Raw genomic sequence first — 17125 nt, forward strand, 5'->3', positions numbered from 1 at the left:
TGTCAGCGTTTAGGGAGTTCGATGGCGACCTTCAACCCGCCCCACTCACTCTCCTGCAACAGCAACTTCCCGCCCCAGGTGTCGACGATGTCGCGCACAATCCCCAACCCCAAGCCATGCCCGTCAGTCTGTTCATCCAGCCGCATCCCGCGACTGAACACCTGAGCGCGCTGGTCTTCGGGAATCCCCGGCCCATCGTCTTCCACGCTCAGGGCAAAACCGTCCGTACGCTCAATCACGCTCAAGCGAACCTCGGCATCCGCCCATTTGCAGGCGTTATCCAATAGATTGCCAAGCAGTTCCAGCAAGTCTTCACGATCCCACGGCAACTGCAAACCGGCCGGTGCCCGGTAGCTCAGGTCGAGGTGTTCGCCGTGAATCATGTTCAACGTGGCCAATAACCCCGGCAACTCGGCATCGCAATCAAACAACGCCCCCGGTAGCGCATCGCCGGACAATCGAGCGCGGTTGAGTTCGCGATTCAAGCGTTGCTGGACCTGCTCAAGCTGTTGCTGGAAGACCTTGCGCAGTTCCGGATGGTCGTCGAGTTTTTCGCTGGAGGCCAGGCTGAGCAACACCGCCAACGGGGTTTTCAAGGCGTGGCCGAGGTTGCCCAGAGCATTACGCGAGCGCTTGAGGCTGTCTTCGGTATGGGCCAGTAGATGGTTGATCTGCGCCACCAGCGGCTCCAGCTCTACCGGCACCTGATCATCGAGTTGCGAGCGCTGGCCCTGTTGCAACTGGGCGATTTGTTCGCGGGCCTTTTCCAGTGGACGCAAGGCGCGGCGCACAGTGATCCGTTGCAGCAGCAAAATCAGCAGCAACCCCGCCAACCCGAGCCCGAGCCCGACCTGTTGCATGCGCAAAAAGCTCTCGCGCACCGGCGTGTAATCCTGCGCGACGCTGATGGAAATCGACAGACCCAACCGCCGATAGTCCGAGCGCAGCACCAGCAACTGCTGCCCCTCCGGGCCCAATTGCAGGTTACTTTCCAGCCCGGGACTCTCCAGGCGAGGCAGTTCCTGATCCCACAATGAGCGGGAGCGCCAATGGCTGTCGGCGAAATCGATACGGAAGTAATGCCCGGAAAAAGGCCGCTGGTAGGCCGGCGCCAGGTGTCGCTCATCCAGTTGCAGCCCCTGAGGGCCGCGCACCAACGCGGCCAACAGGTTTTCACTGTCGTTGCGCAGCCCGGCTTCGAGGTAGCTCTGCAAGCCCAGTTCGAAACACCACAAACTGGTTTGCGCCAGCACCAGGCCGACGATCACCATTACGCTGATCAGCCCCAGGCTCAAGCGGCGCTGGATCGACCTCACTGGGCTTGCCCGCCGAACAGATAACCCTGGCCGCGACGGGTTTCGATCACGCTGCGCCCAAGCTTGCGCCGCAGGTGGTTGACGTGGACTTCGAGCACATTGGAGTCGCGCTCGGTTTCACCGTCGTAGAGGTGTTCGGCGAGGTGGCTTTTGGAAAGGATCTGCTCCGGGTGCAGCATGAAATAGCGCAGCAGTCGGAATTCAGCGGCGGTGAGCTGAATGTCGGCGCCGTCGCGGGTTACGCACTGGCGACCTTCATCCAGGTGCAGCCCGGCAGCCTTGAGTGTCGGCTGGTTGGCCTGGCCGTGGGAACGCCGCAGCAAGGCCTGGACTCGCAGGTGCAGCTCTTCCGGGTGAAAGGGTTTGCTCAGGTAATCGTCGGCACCAGCCTTGAGGCCTTCAATCCGCTCGGCCCAGGAGTCGCGTGCAGTGAGGATCAGCACTGGCGTCGACAAGCCGCCGGCCCGCCATTGGCTCAGCACTTCAAGCCCGGGCATCCCCGGCAGGCCGAGGTCAAGAATGATCAGGTCATAGGGTTCGCTGCTGCCCTGGTAGACCGCGTCGCGTCCGTCGGCCAGCCAGTCGACGGCGTAACCCTGGCGGTTGAGGCCGGCCATCAATTCGTCGGCCAGGGGCACGTGATCTTCCACCAGGAGCAAACGCATCGATCAATCTTCCTTGTCTTTCAGTAAACGGCCTGTGGCGGCCTCGATGTCCAGCTCGCGAACCACGCCGTCGGCGGTCAGCAACTCGACTTCATAAATGTAGACGTCGTGTTTTTCTTCCAGCTCGGCTTCCAGCAGTCTGGAACCGGGATAGCGGTCCAGCGCCTGCTGCAGCAGTTGCTCCAGCGGCAGGATCACGCCCTGCTGACGCAAGCGCAGGGCTTCGTCCTGATCCAGGTCGCGGGCCATGACGACCGAGCAAAACGCCAGAAGCAGCAGCGCCATGCATGAAAATGAAAGCACCTTCATTACGTATCCTGATGATCCTTGAGAACCTGCCCGCTGACAGCGTCTAATTCCAGGTCCCACTCAATGCCCTGCGGGTCGCGCAGCTCCACTTGGTAGACGTACTTGCCGTACTCTTCTTCCAGCTCGGTTTGGGTGATGGTGGAACCCGGGTGTTTGGTCAGTGCGGTGGCGTTGAGCTTCTCGAAAGACACAATGGTACCAGCGTCGCGCAGCCTCAGGGCTTCGTCGGGACCGAGGTCACGGGCGTGAGCGAGGCTGGCGGTCATGCCGATGATGGATGCGATGGACAGGGCAGTCAGGGTTTTCATGGGTGTCTCCGTATTTTTTTATGTGTTGCCTACGGGGCGCACCTTAGCGGGGTGAACTTAACTGAAACTGAATTGCCATCATTGGTCATGACAACGCGACACCAGTGCCTTGCACAAAACCTGTGGGAGCGGGCTTGCTCGCGAATGCGGTGTGTCAGCCACATAAACACCGACTGATACACCGCATTCGCGAGCAAGCCCGCTCCCACAATGACTGTGCATGTCTATAATTCTTGGCTTGCCCGATATCGAGACCGGTATGACCGCTATCCACATCAAGTTCCCCTCCCTGACCCTCAAGGCCGGCCCGCGGGCCTTTGCACGCATTCGTGAAAACGGGTTGAGCGCCGCCGACGTGGGCACGTTGCCGGGGGCGGCCGGTGGTCCCAAGGCATTGGGGATTCAAGGTCTGGACCTGGCGTTGTTCGGCGAATGGCTACCGGCGGCACCGCGAGAGCGTTCGCTGATCGGTGCCTCGGTGGGTTCCTGGCGGTTCGCCAGCGCCTGTCTGCCAGACGCCGCCGAAGGCATTCGGCGTCTCGGTCAACTGTACACCGAGCAGAATTTCGACAAGGGCGTGACCATGGCGCAGATCAGCCAGAGCTCGCGGCGCATGCTCGATGACCTGTTGGATGGTCGCGATGCCGCGATTCTGGACAACACCCATTACCGACTGAACATCATGGTGGTCAAAAGCCACGGCCTGCTCGCCCACGATCATCGTGGCCGCCTGGGGCTGGGGCTGTCGTCGGTGATCGCCGACAACTTACGGGGTCGCGCGCGGTTGTCGCGGCATTTCGAACGGCTGATCATCCACGACCCGCGCCTCGCACCGCCGGTCAATGCGCTGACTGATTTCCCGTCGCGCTTCGTCGCGCTGAATGCCGGCAACCTGCGCCAGGCTTTGCTCGCGTCGGGCTCGATACCGATGGTCATGGAAGGCGTGCGCGACTTGCCGGGTGCCGGCGCCGGAACCTTCCGCGACGGCGGTCTGCTGGACTATCACCTCGACCTGCCCTACAGCGGCAACGACATCGTGCTTTATCCGCACTTCACTGATCGGGTCATTCCCGGTTGGTTCGACAAGACCCTGCCGTGGCGCCGTGGCTGCTCGTTGCGCTTGCAAGATGTTCTGCTGCTGGCGCCATCGAAGGATTACCTGGCGCGCTTGCCTTACGGCAAACTGCCGGACCGCAATGACTTCAAGCGCTTCATGGGCGATGCCCCGAGCCGGCAGAAATACTGGCGTGCAGCAATGGATGAAAGCCGCCGGATGGGCGATGAGTTCCTGGAGTTGGCCGCCAGCGGTCGCCTTGGCGAGCGCTTGCTGACCCTTTAGTCAGTTAGTCAGTGTTTTGCCCAGAGCTCTGGTAAACTCGCCGCCTGCCCACATCGCCGCGGCGATCGCCACCTGACAGAGCTGAAAATCACTGTGGAAATCTTCAAAGAGTTTACTTTCGAATCCGCCCACCGCCTGCCCCACGTGCCGGACGGCCACAAGTGCGGTCGCCTGCACGGTCACTCATTCAAAGTGGCGATCCACTTGAGCGGCGACCTCGATCCGCACACTGGCTGGATCCGCGACTTCTCGGAAATCAAGGCGATCTTCAAGCCGCTCTACGAGCGCCTGGATCACAACTACCTGAACGATATTCCCGGTCTGGAAAACCCGACCAGTGAAGTGCTGGCCAAGTGGATCTGGACTGAGTTGAAGCCACTGCTGCCGGAACTCAGCGCGATTCGCATCCACGAGACGTGCACCAGCGGTTGCATCTATCACGGCGAGTAACCCAAGACACCGCCAATTCCCTGTGGGAGCGAGCCTGCTCGCGAAAGCGGTTTATCAGCCGACATTGATATCGACTGAGACGCCCTCTTCGCGAGCAGGCTCGCTCCCACAAGGAAACAGTGATTTGCCAGAGAACAGCCTTCACGGCTGTTTTTTTATGCCTATGCTTTTTGGCTTGTTACCGCCAAGAGGACACTGGCATGGCTGACTGGTCGCTGGCTCAGACCTATCGCTTCAACAGGCACTCCGTTCGATACGCCGTACGGGGTGACGGCCCGCCGTTGGTGTTCGTGCATGGCACGCCCTTCTCCTCTTACGTGTGGCACAGGATCGCGCCGCACTTCATCGCCACGCATCGGGTGTATTACTTTGATCTGTTGGGCTACGGGCAATCCGAACAGCCTGACAGCGACGTGTCTCTCGGCGTGCAAAACGAGCTATTGGCGCAATTGCTCGCGCATTGGGGCCTGGATAGCCCGGACGTGGTGGCCCACGATTTCGGTGGCGCCACGGCCCTGCGCGCCCATCTGCTCAACGGCAAAAACTACCGCAGCCTGACCCTGATCGACCCGGTGGCGCTGACGCCATGGGGTTCGCCGTTTGTGCAGCATGTGCGTCAGCATGAGGCGGCATTCAGCGGGCTGCCTGATTACATCCAGCGAGCCATCGTGTCGACTTACATTCGTGGGGCGATCAAGCGCGAGATTCCCGACCATGAACTGGCGCCGTATGTGCAGCCATGGCTTGGGGAACCGGGGCAAGCGGCGTTCTACCGGCAGATTGCGCAGATGGACGAGCATTACACCCGTGAGGCTGAAGGGCTGTACCCGACGATTCGGTGCCCGGTACAGATTTTGTGGGGTGAGGATGATCAGTGGATTCCCATTGAGCGCGGGCGGGCGTTGCACCGGATGATTCCGGGGGCACGGTTTCAGGCGATTCCAAATGCAGGGCATTTGGTGCAAGAAGATGCGCCGGAAGCGATCGTCGCGGCGCTGCTGCGGTTTTTGCCTCTACACGATTCCCCCTGAGTAAACCGAATCCCCTGTGGGAGCGGGCTTGCTCGCGAAGAGGCTCGCACATTCAACATCAATGTTGACTGACACGCCGCTTTCGCGAGCAAGCCCGCTCCCACATGGGTCTTGTGTTCCGTCAGGCGCACCGCTTTCTCGCCCGCAACGGGCCAATTGCGCAACCTCGTCTATACATAACAACGCCATCCCCCGCTTGGCACGACCACTGCGACCCGCTGCGCGTCTCTCTCATTCAGCAAGGAACGCCACATGACGCAGAACGATCCGGGTAACGATTACCCCCTCAGCGAAGTCCCGATGCACGCCCGCAAAGGCTTCGCCTCCACGGCGATGGTGTTGCTGGGTTTCACCTTTTTCACCGCGACCATGTTTGCCGGCGGCAAGCTCGGCGTGGCGTTCAGTTTCGGCGAGATGATGGCGGTGATTGTCGTCGGCAATCTGTTGCTGGGGATCTACGCCGCCGGCCTCGGCTACATCGCCTTCAAGAGCGGCCTCAACTCGGCACTGATGGGGCGTTTCTGCTTCGGCGAAGTCGGCAGCAAGCTCAGCGACCTGATTCTCGGGTTCACCCAGATCGGCTGGTACGCCTGGGGTACGGCCACTGCCGCGGTGGTGCTGGGCAAATATTTCGAACTGGACCAAGGCACGGTGCTCGGGCTGATGGTGCTGTTCGGCTTGCTGTTCTGCGCCACGGCCTATGTCGGTTATCGCGGGCTGGAGATTCTGTCGTATATCGCGGTGCCGGCGATGATGTTGCTGCTGATGCTTTCAATGTGGGTCGCCACGCTGAAGGTCGGTGGGCTAGACGGTTTACTCGCCGTGGTGCCGACCGAAACGCTGGACTGGTCGACGGCCATTACGCTGGTGTTCGGCACCTTTGTCAGTGGCGCCACCCAAGCGACGAACTGGACGCGGTTCTCGCGCTCAGCCCGGGTCGCGGTGCTGGCAAGCCTGATCGGTTTCTTCGTTGGCAACGGCTTGATGGTGCTGATCGGCGCCTACGGGGCGATCGTCTATCAGCAACCGGACGTGGTCGAAGTGCTGTTGCTGCAAGGTTTCGCCATGGCGGCGATGGCGATGTTGCTGCTCAATATCTGGAGCACCCAGGACAACACCATCTACAACTTCGCCGTCGCCGGGTGCAATTTGCTGCGCACCGGTCGGCGCAAAACCGTAACCCTGGCCGGCGCGGTGATCGGCACGCTGCTCGCGCTGCTGGGCATGTACGACATGCTGGTGCCTTACCTGATTCTGCTGGGCACCGTGATTCCACCGATTGGCGGGGTGATCATGGCGGACTTTTTCTTCCGTTATCGCGGCCAGTATCCACGGCTGGCCGACGCCCGGCTGCCGGCGTTCAACTGGCCCGGACTGAGCGCTTATGCGGTCGGGACGGTGGCCGCGTTCAGCTCGCCGTGGGTCGCACCGCTGGTAGGCATTGCCGCTGGCGCGCTAACGTATGTGATATTGACCGGCGTGCTGGGCGCTCGCAGCGCAGCCGCGCCACTACAAGACCTATAAAAAAGGATTTGCCTGATGCACATCATCAACGCTCGCTTGCGCAACCAGGAAGGTTTGCACGAATTGCACCTGGAGAACGGGCTGATTCACAACATCGCCCGCCAGACCGAAGCCCCGACCCTGGGGCCCGGCGACCTCGACGCCGGTGGCAACCTGGTGGTGCCGCCCTTCGTCGAGCCACACATTCACCTCGACGCGACCCTAACCGCCGGCGAGCCGCGCTGGAACATGAGCGGCACGCTGTTCGAAGGCATCGAGTGCTGGGGCGAGCGCAAAGCCACCATCACCCTGGAAGACACCAAGACCCGCGCCAAGAAAACCATCCAGACCCTGGCCGCCCACGGCATCCAGCATGTGCGCACCCACGTCGATGTCACCGACCCGACCTTGACCGCGCTCAAGGCGATGCTCGAAGTGCGTGAGGAAAGCCGTCACCTGATCGACCTGCAAATCGTTGCGTTCCCCCAGGAAGGCATCGAGTCGTACCGCAACGGCCGGGAGCTGATGGAAGAAGCCATCCGCATGGGCGCCGATGTGGTCGGCGGCATTCCGCATTTCGAGTACACCCGGGACCAGGGCGTCAGTTCGGTGAAGTTTCTGATGGACCTGGCCGAGCGCACCGGTTGCCTGGTGGACGTGCATTGCGATGAAACCGACGACCCGCACTCACGCTTCCTCGAAGTGCTGGCCGAAGAAGCCCGCAGTCGCGACATGGGTTCGCGGGTTACCGCCAGCCACACCACGGCGATGGGCTCTTACGACAACGCTTACTGCGCCAAGCTGTTCCGCTTGCTCGGCCACTCGGGGATCAGTTTCGTGTCGTGCCCCACTGAAAGCATTCACCTGCAAGGACGCTTCGACAACTTCCCGAAACGCCGTGGTGTGACCCGAGTGAATGAGTTGCTCGAAGCGGGGATGAACGTGTGTTTCGGTCAGGATTCGATCGTTGACCCGTGGTATCCGCTGGGCAATGGCAACATCCTGCGGGTGCTCGAAGCGGGACTGCACATTTGCCATATGCTCGGTTATCGCAATCTGCAAAGTGCGCTGGACCTGGTGACTGATAACAGTGCCAAGGCCATGGCCCTGGGCGATCGTTATGGACTGGAGGCTGGGCGGCCGGCGAATTTGTTGATTCTGTCGGCGGACAGTGATTACGAGGTTATTCGTAGCCAGGGCTTGCCGCTGTATTCGATTCGCGGGGGTGAGGTGTTGATGAAGCGGCAGATGCCGGTGGTGCAGTTCGTTTGAAGCAAGCAAGTCGCCGTCGCGTAACGTCGACTGAATCAACAGCATTCAAGCGTATTACGGGTATGGTTGGCGCGAATCTTATCGCCAAATAGTCGAGCAACCCTGTCAGATCTGACAGGCGACATGCTGCGCGTACAGATACACAGTGTCCTCTTGGGATCGATAGATCCGGAGAGGACGACCATGAACGTGATTTCATTGCTCAAGCAGCTTTTCCTTTGCCTGACCTTCACCGTGACGTTTTGCGCAAACGCTGCCGTGCGCAATGGCAGCGGCGAAGAGATCATGTTGCAAGGGTTCCACTGGAACTCCAGTCGCAATCCAATACTGTGGGATTCGGTACTTCTGCAAAAGGCTGAAACGATCGGCAGCGACGGGTTCACGCTCATCTGGTTGCCACCGGCCTGGACCGACACCTCCAGTTGGAGCAGCGCGCAGAGCAGCGGCGGTGGTGAAGGCTACTTCTGGAGCAGCTTCGACAAAAACAACCGTTATGGCAGCGATCAGCAACTGAAACAGGCGGCAACAGCACTCAACGCCGCCGGGGTCAAAGTCGTGTACGACGTGGTCCCTAACCACATGAATGATGGCAAGGCGAGCGCTTCGCTTTTCCCGAGAGGGAGCGAGGAATGGCGCCATGACTGCCTTCAATGTGATGAGGGCGATGCGTTCATGGACGGTGCGGCAGATCTGAATACCGCGAATCCCACTGTATTCAATGCGTTCAAACAGGAATTTATCAATCTGCGCGATAACTATGGCGCCCATGGGCTGCGCTTTGACTTCGTTCGGGGTTACGCGCCAGAGACGGTAGACCGTTGGATGAACGCGTTTGGCAACCAGCAATTTTGCGTCGGGGAAAACTGGAAAGGCCCCGCCGAATATCCTCAGGGTGATTGGCGACACAGCGCCAGTTGGCAGGACGTTCTCAAGGACTGGTCTGATCGCTCGCATTGCGCAGTGTTCGATTTTGCCCTGAAGGAACGCATGCAAAATGGATCACTCGCCGAATGGCGCGAAGGCTTGAACGGCAATCCGAATCCTGCCTGGCGCGAGATCGCGGTAACGTTCGTCGACAATCATGACACCGGCTATTCGCCCGGCATCAACGGTGGCCAACATCATTGGGCTCTACCCGATGCGCAAGTCAATCTGGCTTACGCGTTTATCCTCAGCAGTCCAGGAACACCGACGGTGTACTGGCCGCACATGTACGATTGGCAGCGCGATCAGCTCATCCGCCAATTGATCAAACTGCGCAAGAGTGCCGGCATCAGGGCGGACTCCCCGATCCTCTTCAATCGTCAATATTCGGGGCTGGTGGCTACGACCTCAGGCACGCGTGGATCATTGGTGATCGCGCTCAAATCCGACCTGCAAAAATTGCCCGAGGGCATGGGCGCCCCGGTGCTGAACTGGGACAACGGAGACATCCGGATCTGGAGCACGCCTGCGCAGTCGGCGGCGGCGGCGGCGGTCAAGGTCAGCATCCGTTGCGACAACGCCAAACCGCAAGCGGGCGAAGGGGTCTATGCCGTCGGCTCGTCATTGGAGTTTGGCGCGTGGGACCCGCAGCACGGGATTGCGCTGAACTCCGTCGGCAACGGCTGGAGCACGAGCATCGAAGTCCCCGCACGGCAGCAGCTCGAATGGAAGTGCATAGTACGCGGACAGAACGCTTCGCCGATCTACTGGCAATCGGGACCGAACAACACATTCACCAGCGGAGTGGCGAGTGACACAGTCGGGCGGTTTTGATCGAGATTTATCAGCGGTTCGTTATCCGTCGCGCCGTACCGAACAGTTGCACGCCATTCAACTCGCCCGCTTGCGCCAATAGAAGGACAGGCGCAGTGCCGCCGGGCATCACCACGTGAACTTTTCCGCCAGTGATCCAGCCAACACGCCAGGCCGCGCACGCCACGGCACTGGCACTGGTGCCGGAAGATGCCGTCGGCCCTTCGCCGCGCTCGAACACTCGGGCGTGAATGCGATCGACAGACTCCAGCGCCGCCCACTGCAGATTGACCCCGGCCGGGCACGGCTGACCGGCCCCGCTCGGAGTGGCATAAGCGATACGGGTCAGGTTTTGCGCCAATGGCGATTCGCGCATTTGCTGATTGCTCGGGAGCGCGGCGACGTCCGTCAGCAGGGTCACGCAGTGTGGGTTACCGATGCGTACGAATTGGCTGTGCGTCCAGTGACGATCGAGTTGCGCCAAGGGCTGGACATGGCTCACGTCCCGACCGTTGAACTGAAGGCTTTCAACAGCCCGCGCGCCCACCGAATCCGGTCCGAATAGCGGTTGACCCAGGTCAAGCCAGAAACCTTGAATACCGTCGACTTCAGCCGGTTTCACCGAAGTTTCCACCATTGCGCCCTTGTCGTGATGCACGCGCAGCAATGCGCCCGCCTCCGGCATCAATTCCTGCTCGGTCAGCGCCTGAGAAAATATCGTCAGACCGTTGCCACTGCGTTCCGCGAGCGTACCGTCGGTGTTGACGATCAGCACATCGAACGGCGGCGAGGTCTGGAACGGGCCGATCAGCAGGCCGTCGCTGCGGTGGGATTTGCTGTTGGGTGGCCGCTCGCCTGCGGGCCAGTCACAGCACAGTTTGATTGCCGCGTGGCTCCACGTCGGGCGCGACGATGCGCATGCGCACGCGCTGGCAGGTAAATCAACGCCCGCTTCGCGCAGTGCCTCCGGCGAAACCACACCATAAATATTGCCCCGCGCATCATAAAACTGCGTCATCACTTTTAATCCCTGCTAACGAAGAATTCCACTGTAAACCGCAATCCCCTCTAGGAGCTGCGGCACGCTGCGATCTTTTGATTCGGATCTTGATAAAAAACACAGATCAAAAGATCGCAGCGTGCCGCAGCGCCTACAGGGATACGGGGAAGAAGGTAGGATGTCGGCTGCACGTTCTCGAATAAACGGTCATCGAACCTCGACGCCGTATCACTGTCCCTTGGGTACGCGACGTTTTTTGCCAAGGATCGATATGACCAACCTCAACGCCCAATTCTCATTTGTTCCCGGACGCCTGGAACAGATGTCCACCCGTGTCGCTTTTTTCATCGCCGGTCTCGGCATCGCTGCGTGGGCGCCGCTGGTGCCTTACGCCAAGGCTCGTGCCGGGATGGATGAAGGGACGCTCGGTTTGCTGCTGTTGTGCCTGGGGGTAGGGTCGATCCTGGCGATGCCGATAGCGGGGATGCTGGCCACGCGTTTCGGCTGCCGCCGCGTGGTAAGCGCCGGGGTGTTGCTGATCTGCGCGGCGCTGCCGCTGTTGGCGACGGTGTCGTCGATTCCGGCGTTGATTGCCACGCTGTTCATGTTTGGCGCGGGGTTGGGCACGGTGGACTCGACGGTGAACCTGCAAGCGGTGATCGTCGAGCGGGCCAGCGGCAAGAACATGATGTCGGGTTTCCATGGCCTGTTCAGCCTGGGTGGGATTGTCGGGGCGGCGGGCGTCAGCGCCCTGCTTGGCCTCGGGATTTCGCCATTGGGCGCGACGCTGGTGGTGATCGCGGTGCTGATCGCGGCGTTGCTTAAAGCCGCGCCGCATCTGCTGCCTTACGGCAGTGAAAGCTCCGGCCCGGCGTTTGCAGTGCCTCATGGCATCGTGCTGTTTATCGGCATGATGTGCTTCATCGTGTTCCTCACCGAAGGCGCGGTGCTCGACTGGAGCGCGGTCTTCCTGACCTCCGAGCGCGCAATCGACACGGCGTACGCCGGGCTGGGTTATGCGGCGTTTGCACTGACCATGACCGCCGGGCGGTTGACAGGGGATGCGATTGTCCGGCGTTTGGGCGCGACAAAAGTGATTGTGTTTGGTGGGCTGACGGCTGCGGTGGGCCTGTCGCTGGCGACATTCGCACCGACCTGGGAGGCGGCGCTGGTGGGTTATGCGCTGGTCGGCGCGGGTTGTTCGAACATTGTGCCGGTGCTGTACACCGCAGTGGGCAAACAGACCGTCATGCCGCAAAGCATTGCTGTGCCAGCCATCACCACCCTCGGTTATGCAGGGATACTCGCCGGCCCGGCAGTGATCGGGTTCGTCGCCCATGGCAGCAGTTTGAGCTTTGCCTTTGGGTTGATGGCTGTATTGCTGGTGGCGGTGGCCATTGGCGGAAAAGTGCTGAAGGTCTGAAAAGCATCGCGAGCAGGCTCGCTCCCACAGGATCTCAGTGATCCATGTGGGAGCGAGCCTGCTCCCGAAGAAGCTGATGCGGTCTATCAGAAACCGACGCTGGCCTGCACAAAGAACGTGCGCGGCGCACCCACGTACATCCCCGAATTGTTATCGCTGGAACGCGTGAAGTACTGCTTGTCGAAGACATTCTTCACCCCCGCGCCCAGCTTCAGGTTCGACACCTGTGGCCCGAAGTCATAACCGCCACGTACGTTCCAGGTCACGTAACCCGGAATGTCGCCGTACTGCCCATCCGCCGTGCCTTCGGTGATGTAGTTGCCGTTGAAACTGCCATCGGCGTTTACCCCGGTGCCCGGCGAGCGCTGCTTGGACTGGGCGAAACCGTCGATGTTGTAGGTCCAGCGATTCACGTCGTAACGCAAGCCAACCGTGGCCACCTGACGTGAATAGAATGGCAAATCACGGCCCTTGAAGCCCGGAATCTCGCCTTCGTAAGTGGCACGGGTGTAGGTGAAACCGGCGTTGGCAGTCAGGCCGTCGAGCCGTGGGTCGAGCGCGGACAGGTCGTAATGCACCGACGCTTCAAGGCCTTGGTGCTTGGTCGCGCCAAGGTTGGTCCAGCCCACGTCGTTGCTGATGTATTGCAGTTCGTCATCGAAGTCGATGTAGAACAGCGTCACTTCCCCGCCCCACACGTCATCGTTGTAGCGCGTGCCGAGCTCGTAAGTCTTGGCCTTCTCCGGGTTCAGGCCGTTGGCCGTGCTGTCACCCGAACCGCCCTGGCCGAGCTGGAAATATTGCAGGCTGCCGAACGACGTCTCGTAGTTGGCAAACAGCTTCCAGGCGTCGGACAGGTGATACATCACGCTCAGCGCTGGCAGCGGTTCGTTGCTTTCGATGCTGCGGTTTTTCTCCGGAACGCGTTTGCCAGCGGTGTCGAGGACGGCGCGGTCGTGCCAGTCAGTGCTGATGTGTTCGAAGCGAACGCCCGGGGTCACGGTCCAGTTGCCGACGTCGATTTTGTTATCGATGTACACCGAGTTGGCTTCAGTGCCGCCGGTACGGTCCTGGAACACATGGCCGTCGGACGTCGGGGTGATCACCGGTTGGTTGTTCACCAGCGCCACGCGGCTCGACTGCTCGTGCATCGCTTCCTTGAGGTAGCGATAACCGACGCTGACTTCCTGAGTGGTCGGGCCTACATCAAACACATGCGACACCCGCGGCTCGATGCCCAAGGTGTAGTAGGACCGCGGATAAGAGCTGAGGGTTTGCTGATCACGAGCGGCGATGTTGCTGCCACGAAAGCTGTCGGTGTAGTAGGTCAGCACTTCAGCCTGAGTACGGTCGTCGATCTGCCGCGCCCACTTGAACGAGACATCCTTGCGCCGCCCGGTGAAGTTGTCGTAGTCGCGCACGGACTGGAACGGGCTGGCGTCGTACTGCTTCTGCGTCAGGCCGCCGGGCATGTCGGCGCTGGCGTCGTAGTAGTGGAAATTCAGGCTGAAATCGTCAACATCGGTCGGCGCCCAGTGGGTCTTGAGGATCACGTCGTCGATGTCGTTGCCGTTGTTGCTTTCGCGGTAACCGTTGCCGTTCACCCCGGTGTACAACAGCGCGACGCCCATGCCGTTGTCCGCTGTACCACCGACAAACGCGGTGTCAACGTGCTTCCAGCCACCGTGCTCGGAGGTTTCGAGGGTGGTGCCGATTTCACCGGTGGCTTTCTCCGGGATCGCGCGGGTGACAAAGTTGATTACGCCGCCGACGTTCTGCGGCCCGTAACGTACGGAACCAGCGCCGCGCACTACGTCGATGCTGTCGAGGTTGCCGGCGGAAATCGGTGCCATCGACAGTTGCGGCTGGCCATACGGGGCGAACGCGGCCGGTACGCCATCGATCAACACCGTGGAGCGCGGCGACAAGCGCGAGGTCAGGCCACGCACGCCGACGTTCAGGGCGATATCGCTGCCGCCGGTGCCGTTGGCATCTTGCACTTGCACACCCGGCACGCGACGCAGCACGTCGCCGACATTCATGGCACCCTGCTCGACCATCGCTTCGCGGCGGATCACGGTCCGGGCGCCAGGGTGGTTCTGCACCACGGCGGCATCGGCGTCACCGAGCCAGTCGCCAACCACTTTGATGTCGGTCACGCCCAGTTCCAGCGGTCCGTTGGTGGCGGCAGTTGGCGCTGGTGTCAGGCTCACCGAGCCTTCATCAATCTGATATTCCAGACCGCTGCCTTGCAGCAATTGGCGCAGGGCCTGTTCCGGGGACAGGTTGCCGTCCACCGCCGGGGCCTGTTTGCCGGCGACCAGTGCCGGGCTGAAAAAAACCTGCAACGACGTTTGCTGGCCCAACTGGCTCAAGGCCTGACCCAGCGACTGCGCCTGAATATGGATGGCGTCGGCGGCGAACGCCTGAGGCAGCGCGGCACTGACGGCCAACGCGAGGGCGAGTCGCAGCCAAGTGGATTTTTTGTTGTTAGCGGTGGTTTTCTTCACGTCGAACAATGTCCTGTGGATCGCAAGAGTATGCGTCTGTTAATGCAAACCAGTTGCAGTTGGACAAGAAGACGAAGAACTCGAAAAAAACCTGAATCTATCGCGAAATTATTTCCTGACTGCCGTCAGACAACGTGCGCACCGCCACCGGCAAGATGCTCGGCAAGGCCTTGAGCAACGCGTCGGTGTTGTCGGATTTGAACACGCTGGTCAGGCGCAGATTGCCCACTTTGTCGTTGCCAACCGTCAGCGGCTTCTCGCGATAGCGGGACACTTCGGCAGCGACTTCAGCCAGGCTGGCGTTGTTGAACACCAGTTTGCCGCTGCGCCAGGCCGTCAGTTCGTGCGGGTTGACCGCGTAGGCTGCCGCGACTTGGCCATGAGCATCGATATGGGTGCCGAGGCCGGCAGTCAGACTGATGAATTCATTGTCCGGCGCATCATGCCCCTGCACCTTGACCGTGCCCTGCTCCACCGCGACCCTGGTTTGCGTCAGGTCCCGGCGCACATCGAACCGGGTGCCGGTGACCGTGACCTGGCCATTGCCGGTCTCGACCACAAACGGTCGACGGGTGTCGTGCTCAACGCTGAACATCGCCTCGCCTTCCTTCAGCTCGATGCCGCGACGATCCTTTTCAAACCGCACCTGCACCCGGCAGCGGCTGTTCAGGTCGATGATCGAACCGTCCGGCAACGCTACATGCTGACGCTCGCCCAGGGCCGTGGAAAATTCAGCGGTATAGGTCGCCGGGTGATTCAAGCCACTGAACAAGCCCAAGCCGAGCGCCACCGTCAACACGCTGGCGGCCACCGCGTAACGCACAAAGGGTCGACGCTGACGACTCGGCGGGGTTTCGCACAAGGCTTGCAGGCGTTTGGCGGGCAACAGATCGGCCGCCGTCCACAGGCCCTGAAGCAATTGAAACTCATCGACATGCTGAGGGTGTTCAGCCAGCCAGGCCTCAAAGCGTCGATGTTCCAAGGCGTCCACGGCAGGCTCCTGCAAACGCACAAACCACCGTGCCGCCTCGTCGCGAACCGCTGTTTGCCCGCACGCACAATCACGAGTATCCATCATGGAAATTCCTGTTTGGCCGGGGTTGGAAATAGGACGTCACGACACGTCTCCCTGTAGGAGCTGCCGAAGGCTGCGATCTTTCCCGGGGCACCGCGAATCATGACTGCGCCCCATCCAGGCGATCGCGCAGATGCCGCAGGGTGCGGATCATATACTTTTCCACCATGTTCTTGGACAGCCCCAACCGCTCGGCGATTTCCGCCTGGGTCAGGCCTTCGATCTTCTGCCAGACAAACACCTTGCGGCAGTTGATCGGCAACTCCGTCAGGGCCTGTTCGATGGAATCCGCCAACTGGATCGCATGCATGAAATGCTCCGGGTCGCCGGACGACGACACACTGTGATCAACCGCCTCGGATTCCATGGCGCCCCGCCGATCCTCACGCCGATAGCCATCCACCGCAATGTTGCGCGCGGTCTGGTGCAAATACGCCCGAGGCTGCTCCACCGCCGCCGAATCGGACTCAAGCACCCGCACGAAGGTGTCATGGGCCAGATCCTCGGCCTGCTGACGATTTCTCAGGCGACGGGTCCAGGTGCCGATCAACTCTTCGTAATGCTCGAAAAAGCCGTGGGTACGAGGCAGCTTGGGGGTCATTGCAGTGTGCTGTGGGGAGGAGGCGCGAATAGTAATGCTTCCTATTAACTCGAAGCAATGTATTCCTCGTCCGAACATTCCGATAGCCACTCAAGCTCATCGATTTTTTGAAATCACACCACTCATGTATTGATTTAAATCGCGCAGATCATTAATCCTCCAAGCGTACGGCGATAGCTTTACACCATTCTCTTGCAAAGTTCTTGGAATCAAGTCTCCATTTGGACGAAGTATTATTGACGAAACAATAACGCCCGGATAATCATTTAATCGTTTTTTGAAAGCGGATGTTGTAAGATCAGGTGTTGGAGGATTGCTTTTATTAGCCAATGGTCCTGTTCCTTTGAGATCTACTCCGTGGCACATGGTGCATCGCTGCAAATAGAGATTTTTCCCATTAACATTATCCGCGAAGGACACGGATGGTTGGGCGATCAACAAAGTCGCGAGTACCGCGACGAATGCCGTTTTCATTGTTTGCCTCCCTGGCGTCTTTAAGGTCGCGCATGATGCGCGAGATTTATCGCCTGGCGCAAAACAATGTGGGAGCGAGCCTGCTCGCGAAGGCGGTACATCAGTCACTTAA

At 60.3% G+C, this 17125-nt stretch carries 16 protein-coding genes; 7 read left to right on the plus strand and 9 right to left on the minus strand.

What is annotated here, in order from left to right; all coding sequences use genetic code 11:
* Positions 1-2 precede the first annotated feature (2 nt).
* Genes JFT87_RS23115 through JFT87_RS23130 form a run of 4 tightly spaced genes read right to left on the minus strand, consistent with a single transcriptional unit; the run spans position 3 to position 2598 of the window.
* Positions 3-1316 (minus strand): ATP-binding protein, encoded by a 1314-nt coding sequence (locus tag JFT87_RS23115; protein ID WP_201204828.1) that lies wholly within the window; start codon positions 1314-1316, stop codon positions 3-5.
* A complete protein-coding gene (locus JFT87_RS23120) occupies positions 1313-1981 on the minus strand; it encodes a response regulator transcription factor (RefSeq protein ID WP_201204831.1) in 669 nt (222 codons plus the stop codon). Before JFT87_RS23120 ends, JFT87_RS23115 begins: the two co-directional genes overlap by 4 nt.
* Before the next feature lie 3 nt (positions 1982-1984).
* Positions 1985-2290 carry a PepSY domain-containing protein gene (locus JFT87_RS23125; protein ID WP_201204833.1) on the minus strand — a complete coding sequence of 102 codons (306 nt, stop codon included), beginning with the start codon at positions 2288-2290 and terminating at the stop codon, positions 1985-1987.
* A complete protein-coding gene (locus JFT87_RS23130) occupies positions 2290-2598 on the minus strand; it encodes a PepSY domain-containing protein (RefSeq protein WP_201204835.1) in 309 nt (102 codons plus the stop codon). Before JFT87_RS23130 ends, JFT87_RS23125 begins: the two co-directional genes overlap by 1 nt.
* A gap of 259 nt (positions 2599-2857) precedes the next feature.
* On the opposite strand from JFT87_RS23130, the gene JFT87_RS23135 reads away from it, so the two are divergent.
* From JFT87_RS23135 to JFT87_RS23160, 6 genes are all read left to right on the plus strand, one after another.
* Entirely contained in the window at positions 2858-3937 is a 1080-nt protein-coding gene (locus JFT87_RS23135) for a patatin-like phospholipase family protein (protein WP_201205321.1), read from the plus strand.
* A 93-nt stretch (positions 3938-4030) separates the two neighbouring features.
* Positions 4031-4387 (plus strand): 6-carboxytetrahydropterin synthase QueD, encoded by a 357-nt coding sequence (queD, locus tag JFT87_RS23140; protein WP_201190933.1) that lies wholly within the window; start codon positions 4031-4033, stop codon positions 4385-4387.
* A 200-nt stretch (positions 4388-4587) separates the two neighbouring features.
* Positions 4588-5418, plus strand: a complete 831-nt coding sequence (locus tag JFT87_RS23145) for an alpha/beta fold hydrolase (RefSeq protein ID WP_201204837.1) — start codon at positions 4588-4590, stop codon at positions 5416-5418.
* A 252-nt stretch (positions 5419-5670) separates the two neighbouring features.
* Complete coding sequence (gene codB / locus JFT87_RS23150) at positions 5671-6942, plus strand: cytosine permease (protein ID WP_201204839.1); 1272 nt, start codon at positions 5671-5673, stop codon at positions 6940-6942.
* 15 nt (positions 6943-6957) lie between these two features.
* Positions 6958-8193: a cytosine deaminase gene (gene codA / locus JFT87_RS23155; RefSeq protein ID WP_201204841.1), complete on the plus strand. Its 1236-nt coding sequence runs from the start codon at positions 6958-6960 to the stop codon at positions 8191-8193.
* A 183-nt stretch (positions 8194-8376) separates the two neighbouring features.
* A complete protein-coding gene (locus JFT87_RS23160) occupies positions 8377-9951 on the plus strand; it encodes a glucan 1,4-alpha-maltotetraohydrolase domain-containing protein (protein ID WP_201204843.1) in 1575 nt (524 codons plus the stop codon).
* A gap of 10 nt (positions 9952-9961) precedes the next feature.
* Here the strand turns inward: JFT87_RS23160 and JFT87_RS23165 are convergent, their stop codons facing one another.
* Positions 9962-10948 (minus strand): diaminopimelate epimerase, encoded by a 987-nt coding sequence (locus tag JFT87_RS23165; protein ID WP_201204845.1) that lies wholly within the window; start codon positions 10946-10948, stop codon positions 9962-9964.
* Positions 10949-11201: 253 nt separating this feature from the next.
* On the opposite strand from JFT87_RS23165, the gene JFT87_RS23170 reads away from it, so the two are divergent.
* On the plus strand, positions 11202-12353 hold the full coding sequence (locus JFT87_RS23170) for an MFS transporter (protein ID WP_201204847.1): 1152 nt from the start codon (positions 11202-11204) through the stop codon (positions 12351-12353).
* Positions 12354-12439: 86 nt separating this feature from the next.
* Here the strand turns inward: JFT87_RS23170 and JFT87_RS23175 are convergent, their stop codons facing one another.
* The 4 genes from JFT87_RS23175 to JFT87_RS23190 all read right to left on the minus strand — a co-directional run bounded on the left by JFT87_RS23175 (position 12440) and on the right by JFT87_RS23190 (position 17013).
* On the minus strand, positions 12440-14863 hold the full coding sequence (locus JFT87_RS23175) for a TonB-dependent siderophore receptor (RefSeq protein ID WP_201204849.1): 2424 nt from the start codon (positions 14861-14863) through the stop codon (positions 12440-12442).
* Between the two features lie 97 nt (positions 14864-14960).
* Positions 14961-15941 carry a FecR family protein gene (locus JFT87_RS23180; RefSeq protein ID WP_201204851.1) on the minus strand — a complete coding sequence of 327 codons (981 nt, stop codon included), beginning with the start codon at positions 15939-15941 and terminating at the stop codon, positions 14961-14963.
* Between the two features lie 97 nt (positions 15942-16038).
* Positions 16039-16539 (minus strand): sigma-70 family RNA polymerase sigma factor, encoded by a 501-nt coding sequence (locus tag JFT87_RS23185; protein ID WP_201204853.1) that lies wholly within the window; start codon positions 16537-16539, stop codon positions 16039-16041.
* A gap of 96 nt (positions 16540-16635) precedes the next feature.
* Positions 16636-17013: a c-type cytochrome gene (locus JFT87_RS23190; RefSeq protein WP_201204855.1), complete on the minus strand. Its 378-nt coding sequence runs from the start codon at positions 17011-17013 to the stop codon at positions 16636-16638.
* Positions 17014-17125: the final 112 nt, after the last annotated feature.

Source organism: Pseudomonas sp. TH15, assembly GCF_016651105.1.
In the GTDB taxonomy this organism is placed as follows: Bacteria; Pseudomonadota; Gammaproteobacteria; order Pseudomonadales; family Pseudomonadaceae; genus Aquipseudomonas.

Bases quoted from the DNA above. Each gene is read 5' to 3' on its own strand.
- JFT87_RS23145 (WP_201204837.1), top strand. From the start codon at position 4,588: ATGGCTGACTGGTCGCTGGCTCAGACCTATCGCTTCAACAGGCACTCC.
- JFT87_RS23185 (WP_201204853.1), bottom strand. From the start codon at position 16,539: ATGACCCCCAAGCTGCCTCGTACCCACGGCTTTTTCGAGCATTACGAA.
- JFT87_RS23120 (WP_201204831.1), bottom strand. From the start codon at position 1,981: ATGCGTTTGCTCCTGGTGGAAGATCACGTGCCCCTGGCCGACGAATTG.
- codA (WP_201204841.1), top strand. From the start codon at position 6,958: ATGCACATCATCAACGCTCGCTTGCGCAACCAGGAAGGTTTGCACGAA.
- JFT87_RS23130 (WP_201204835.1), bottom strand. From the start codon at position 2,598: ATGAAAACCCTGACTGCCCTGTCCATCGCATCCATCATCGGCATGACC.
- JFT87_RS23160 (WP_201204843.1), top strand. From the start codon at position 8,377: ATGAACGTGATTTCATTGCTCAAGCAGCTTTTCCTTTGCCTGACCTTC.
- JFT87_RS23135 (WP_201205321.1), top strand. From the start codon at position 2,858: ATGACCGCTATCCACATCAAGTTCCCCTCCCTGACCCTCAAGGCCGGC.
- JFT87_RS23190 (WP_201204855.1), bottom strand. From the start codon at position 17,013: ATGAAAACGGCATTCGTCGCGGTACTCGCGACTTTGTTGATCGCCCAA.
- JFT87_RS23165 (WP_201204845.1), bottom strand. From the start codon at position 10,948: ATGACGCAGTTTTATGATGCGCGGGGCAATATTTATGGTGTGGTTTCG.
- codB (WP_201204839.1), top strand. From the start codon at position 5,671: ATGACGCAGAACGATCCGGGTAACGATTACCCCCTCAGCGAAGTCCCG.
- JFT87_RS23125 (WP_201204833.1), bottom strand. From the start codon at position 2,290: ATGAAGGTGCTTTCATTTTCATGCATGGCGCTGCTGCTTCTGGCGTTT.
- JFT87_RS23170 (WP_201204847.1), top strand. From the start codon at position 11,202: ATGACCAACCTCAACGCCCAATTCTCATTTGTTCCCGGACGCCTGGAA.
- JFT87_RS23180 (WP_201204851.1), bottom strand. From the start codon at position 15,941: ATGATGGATACTCGTGATTGTGCGTGCGGGCAAACAGCGGTTCGCGAC.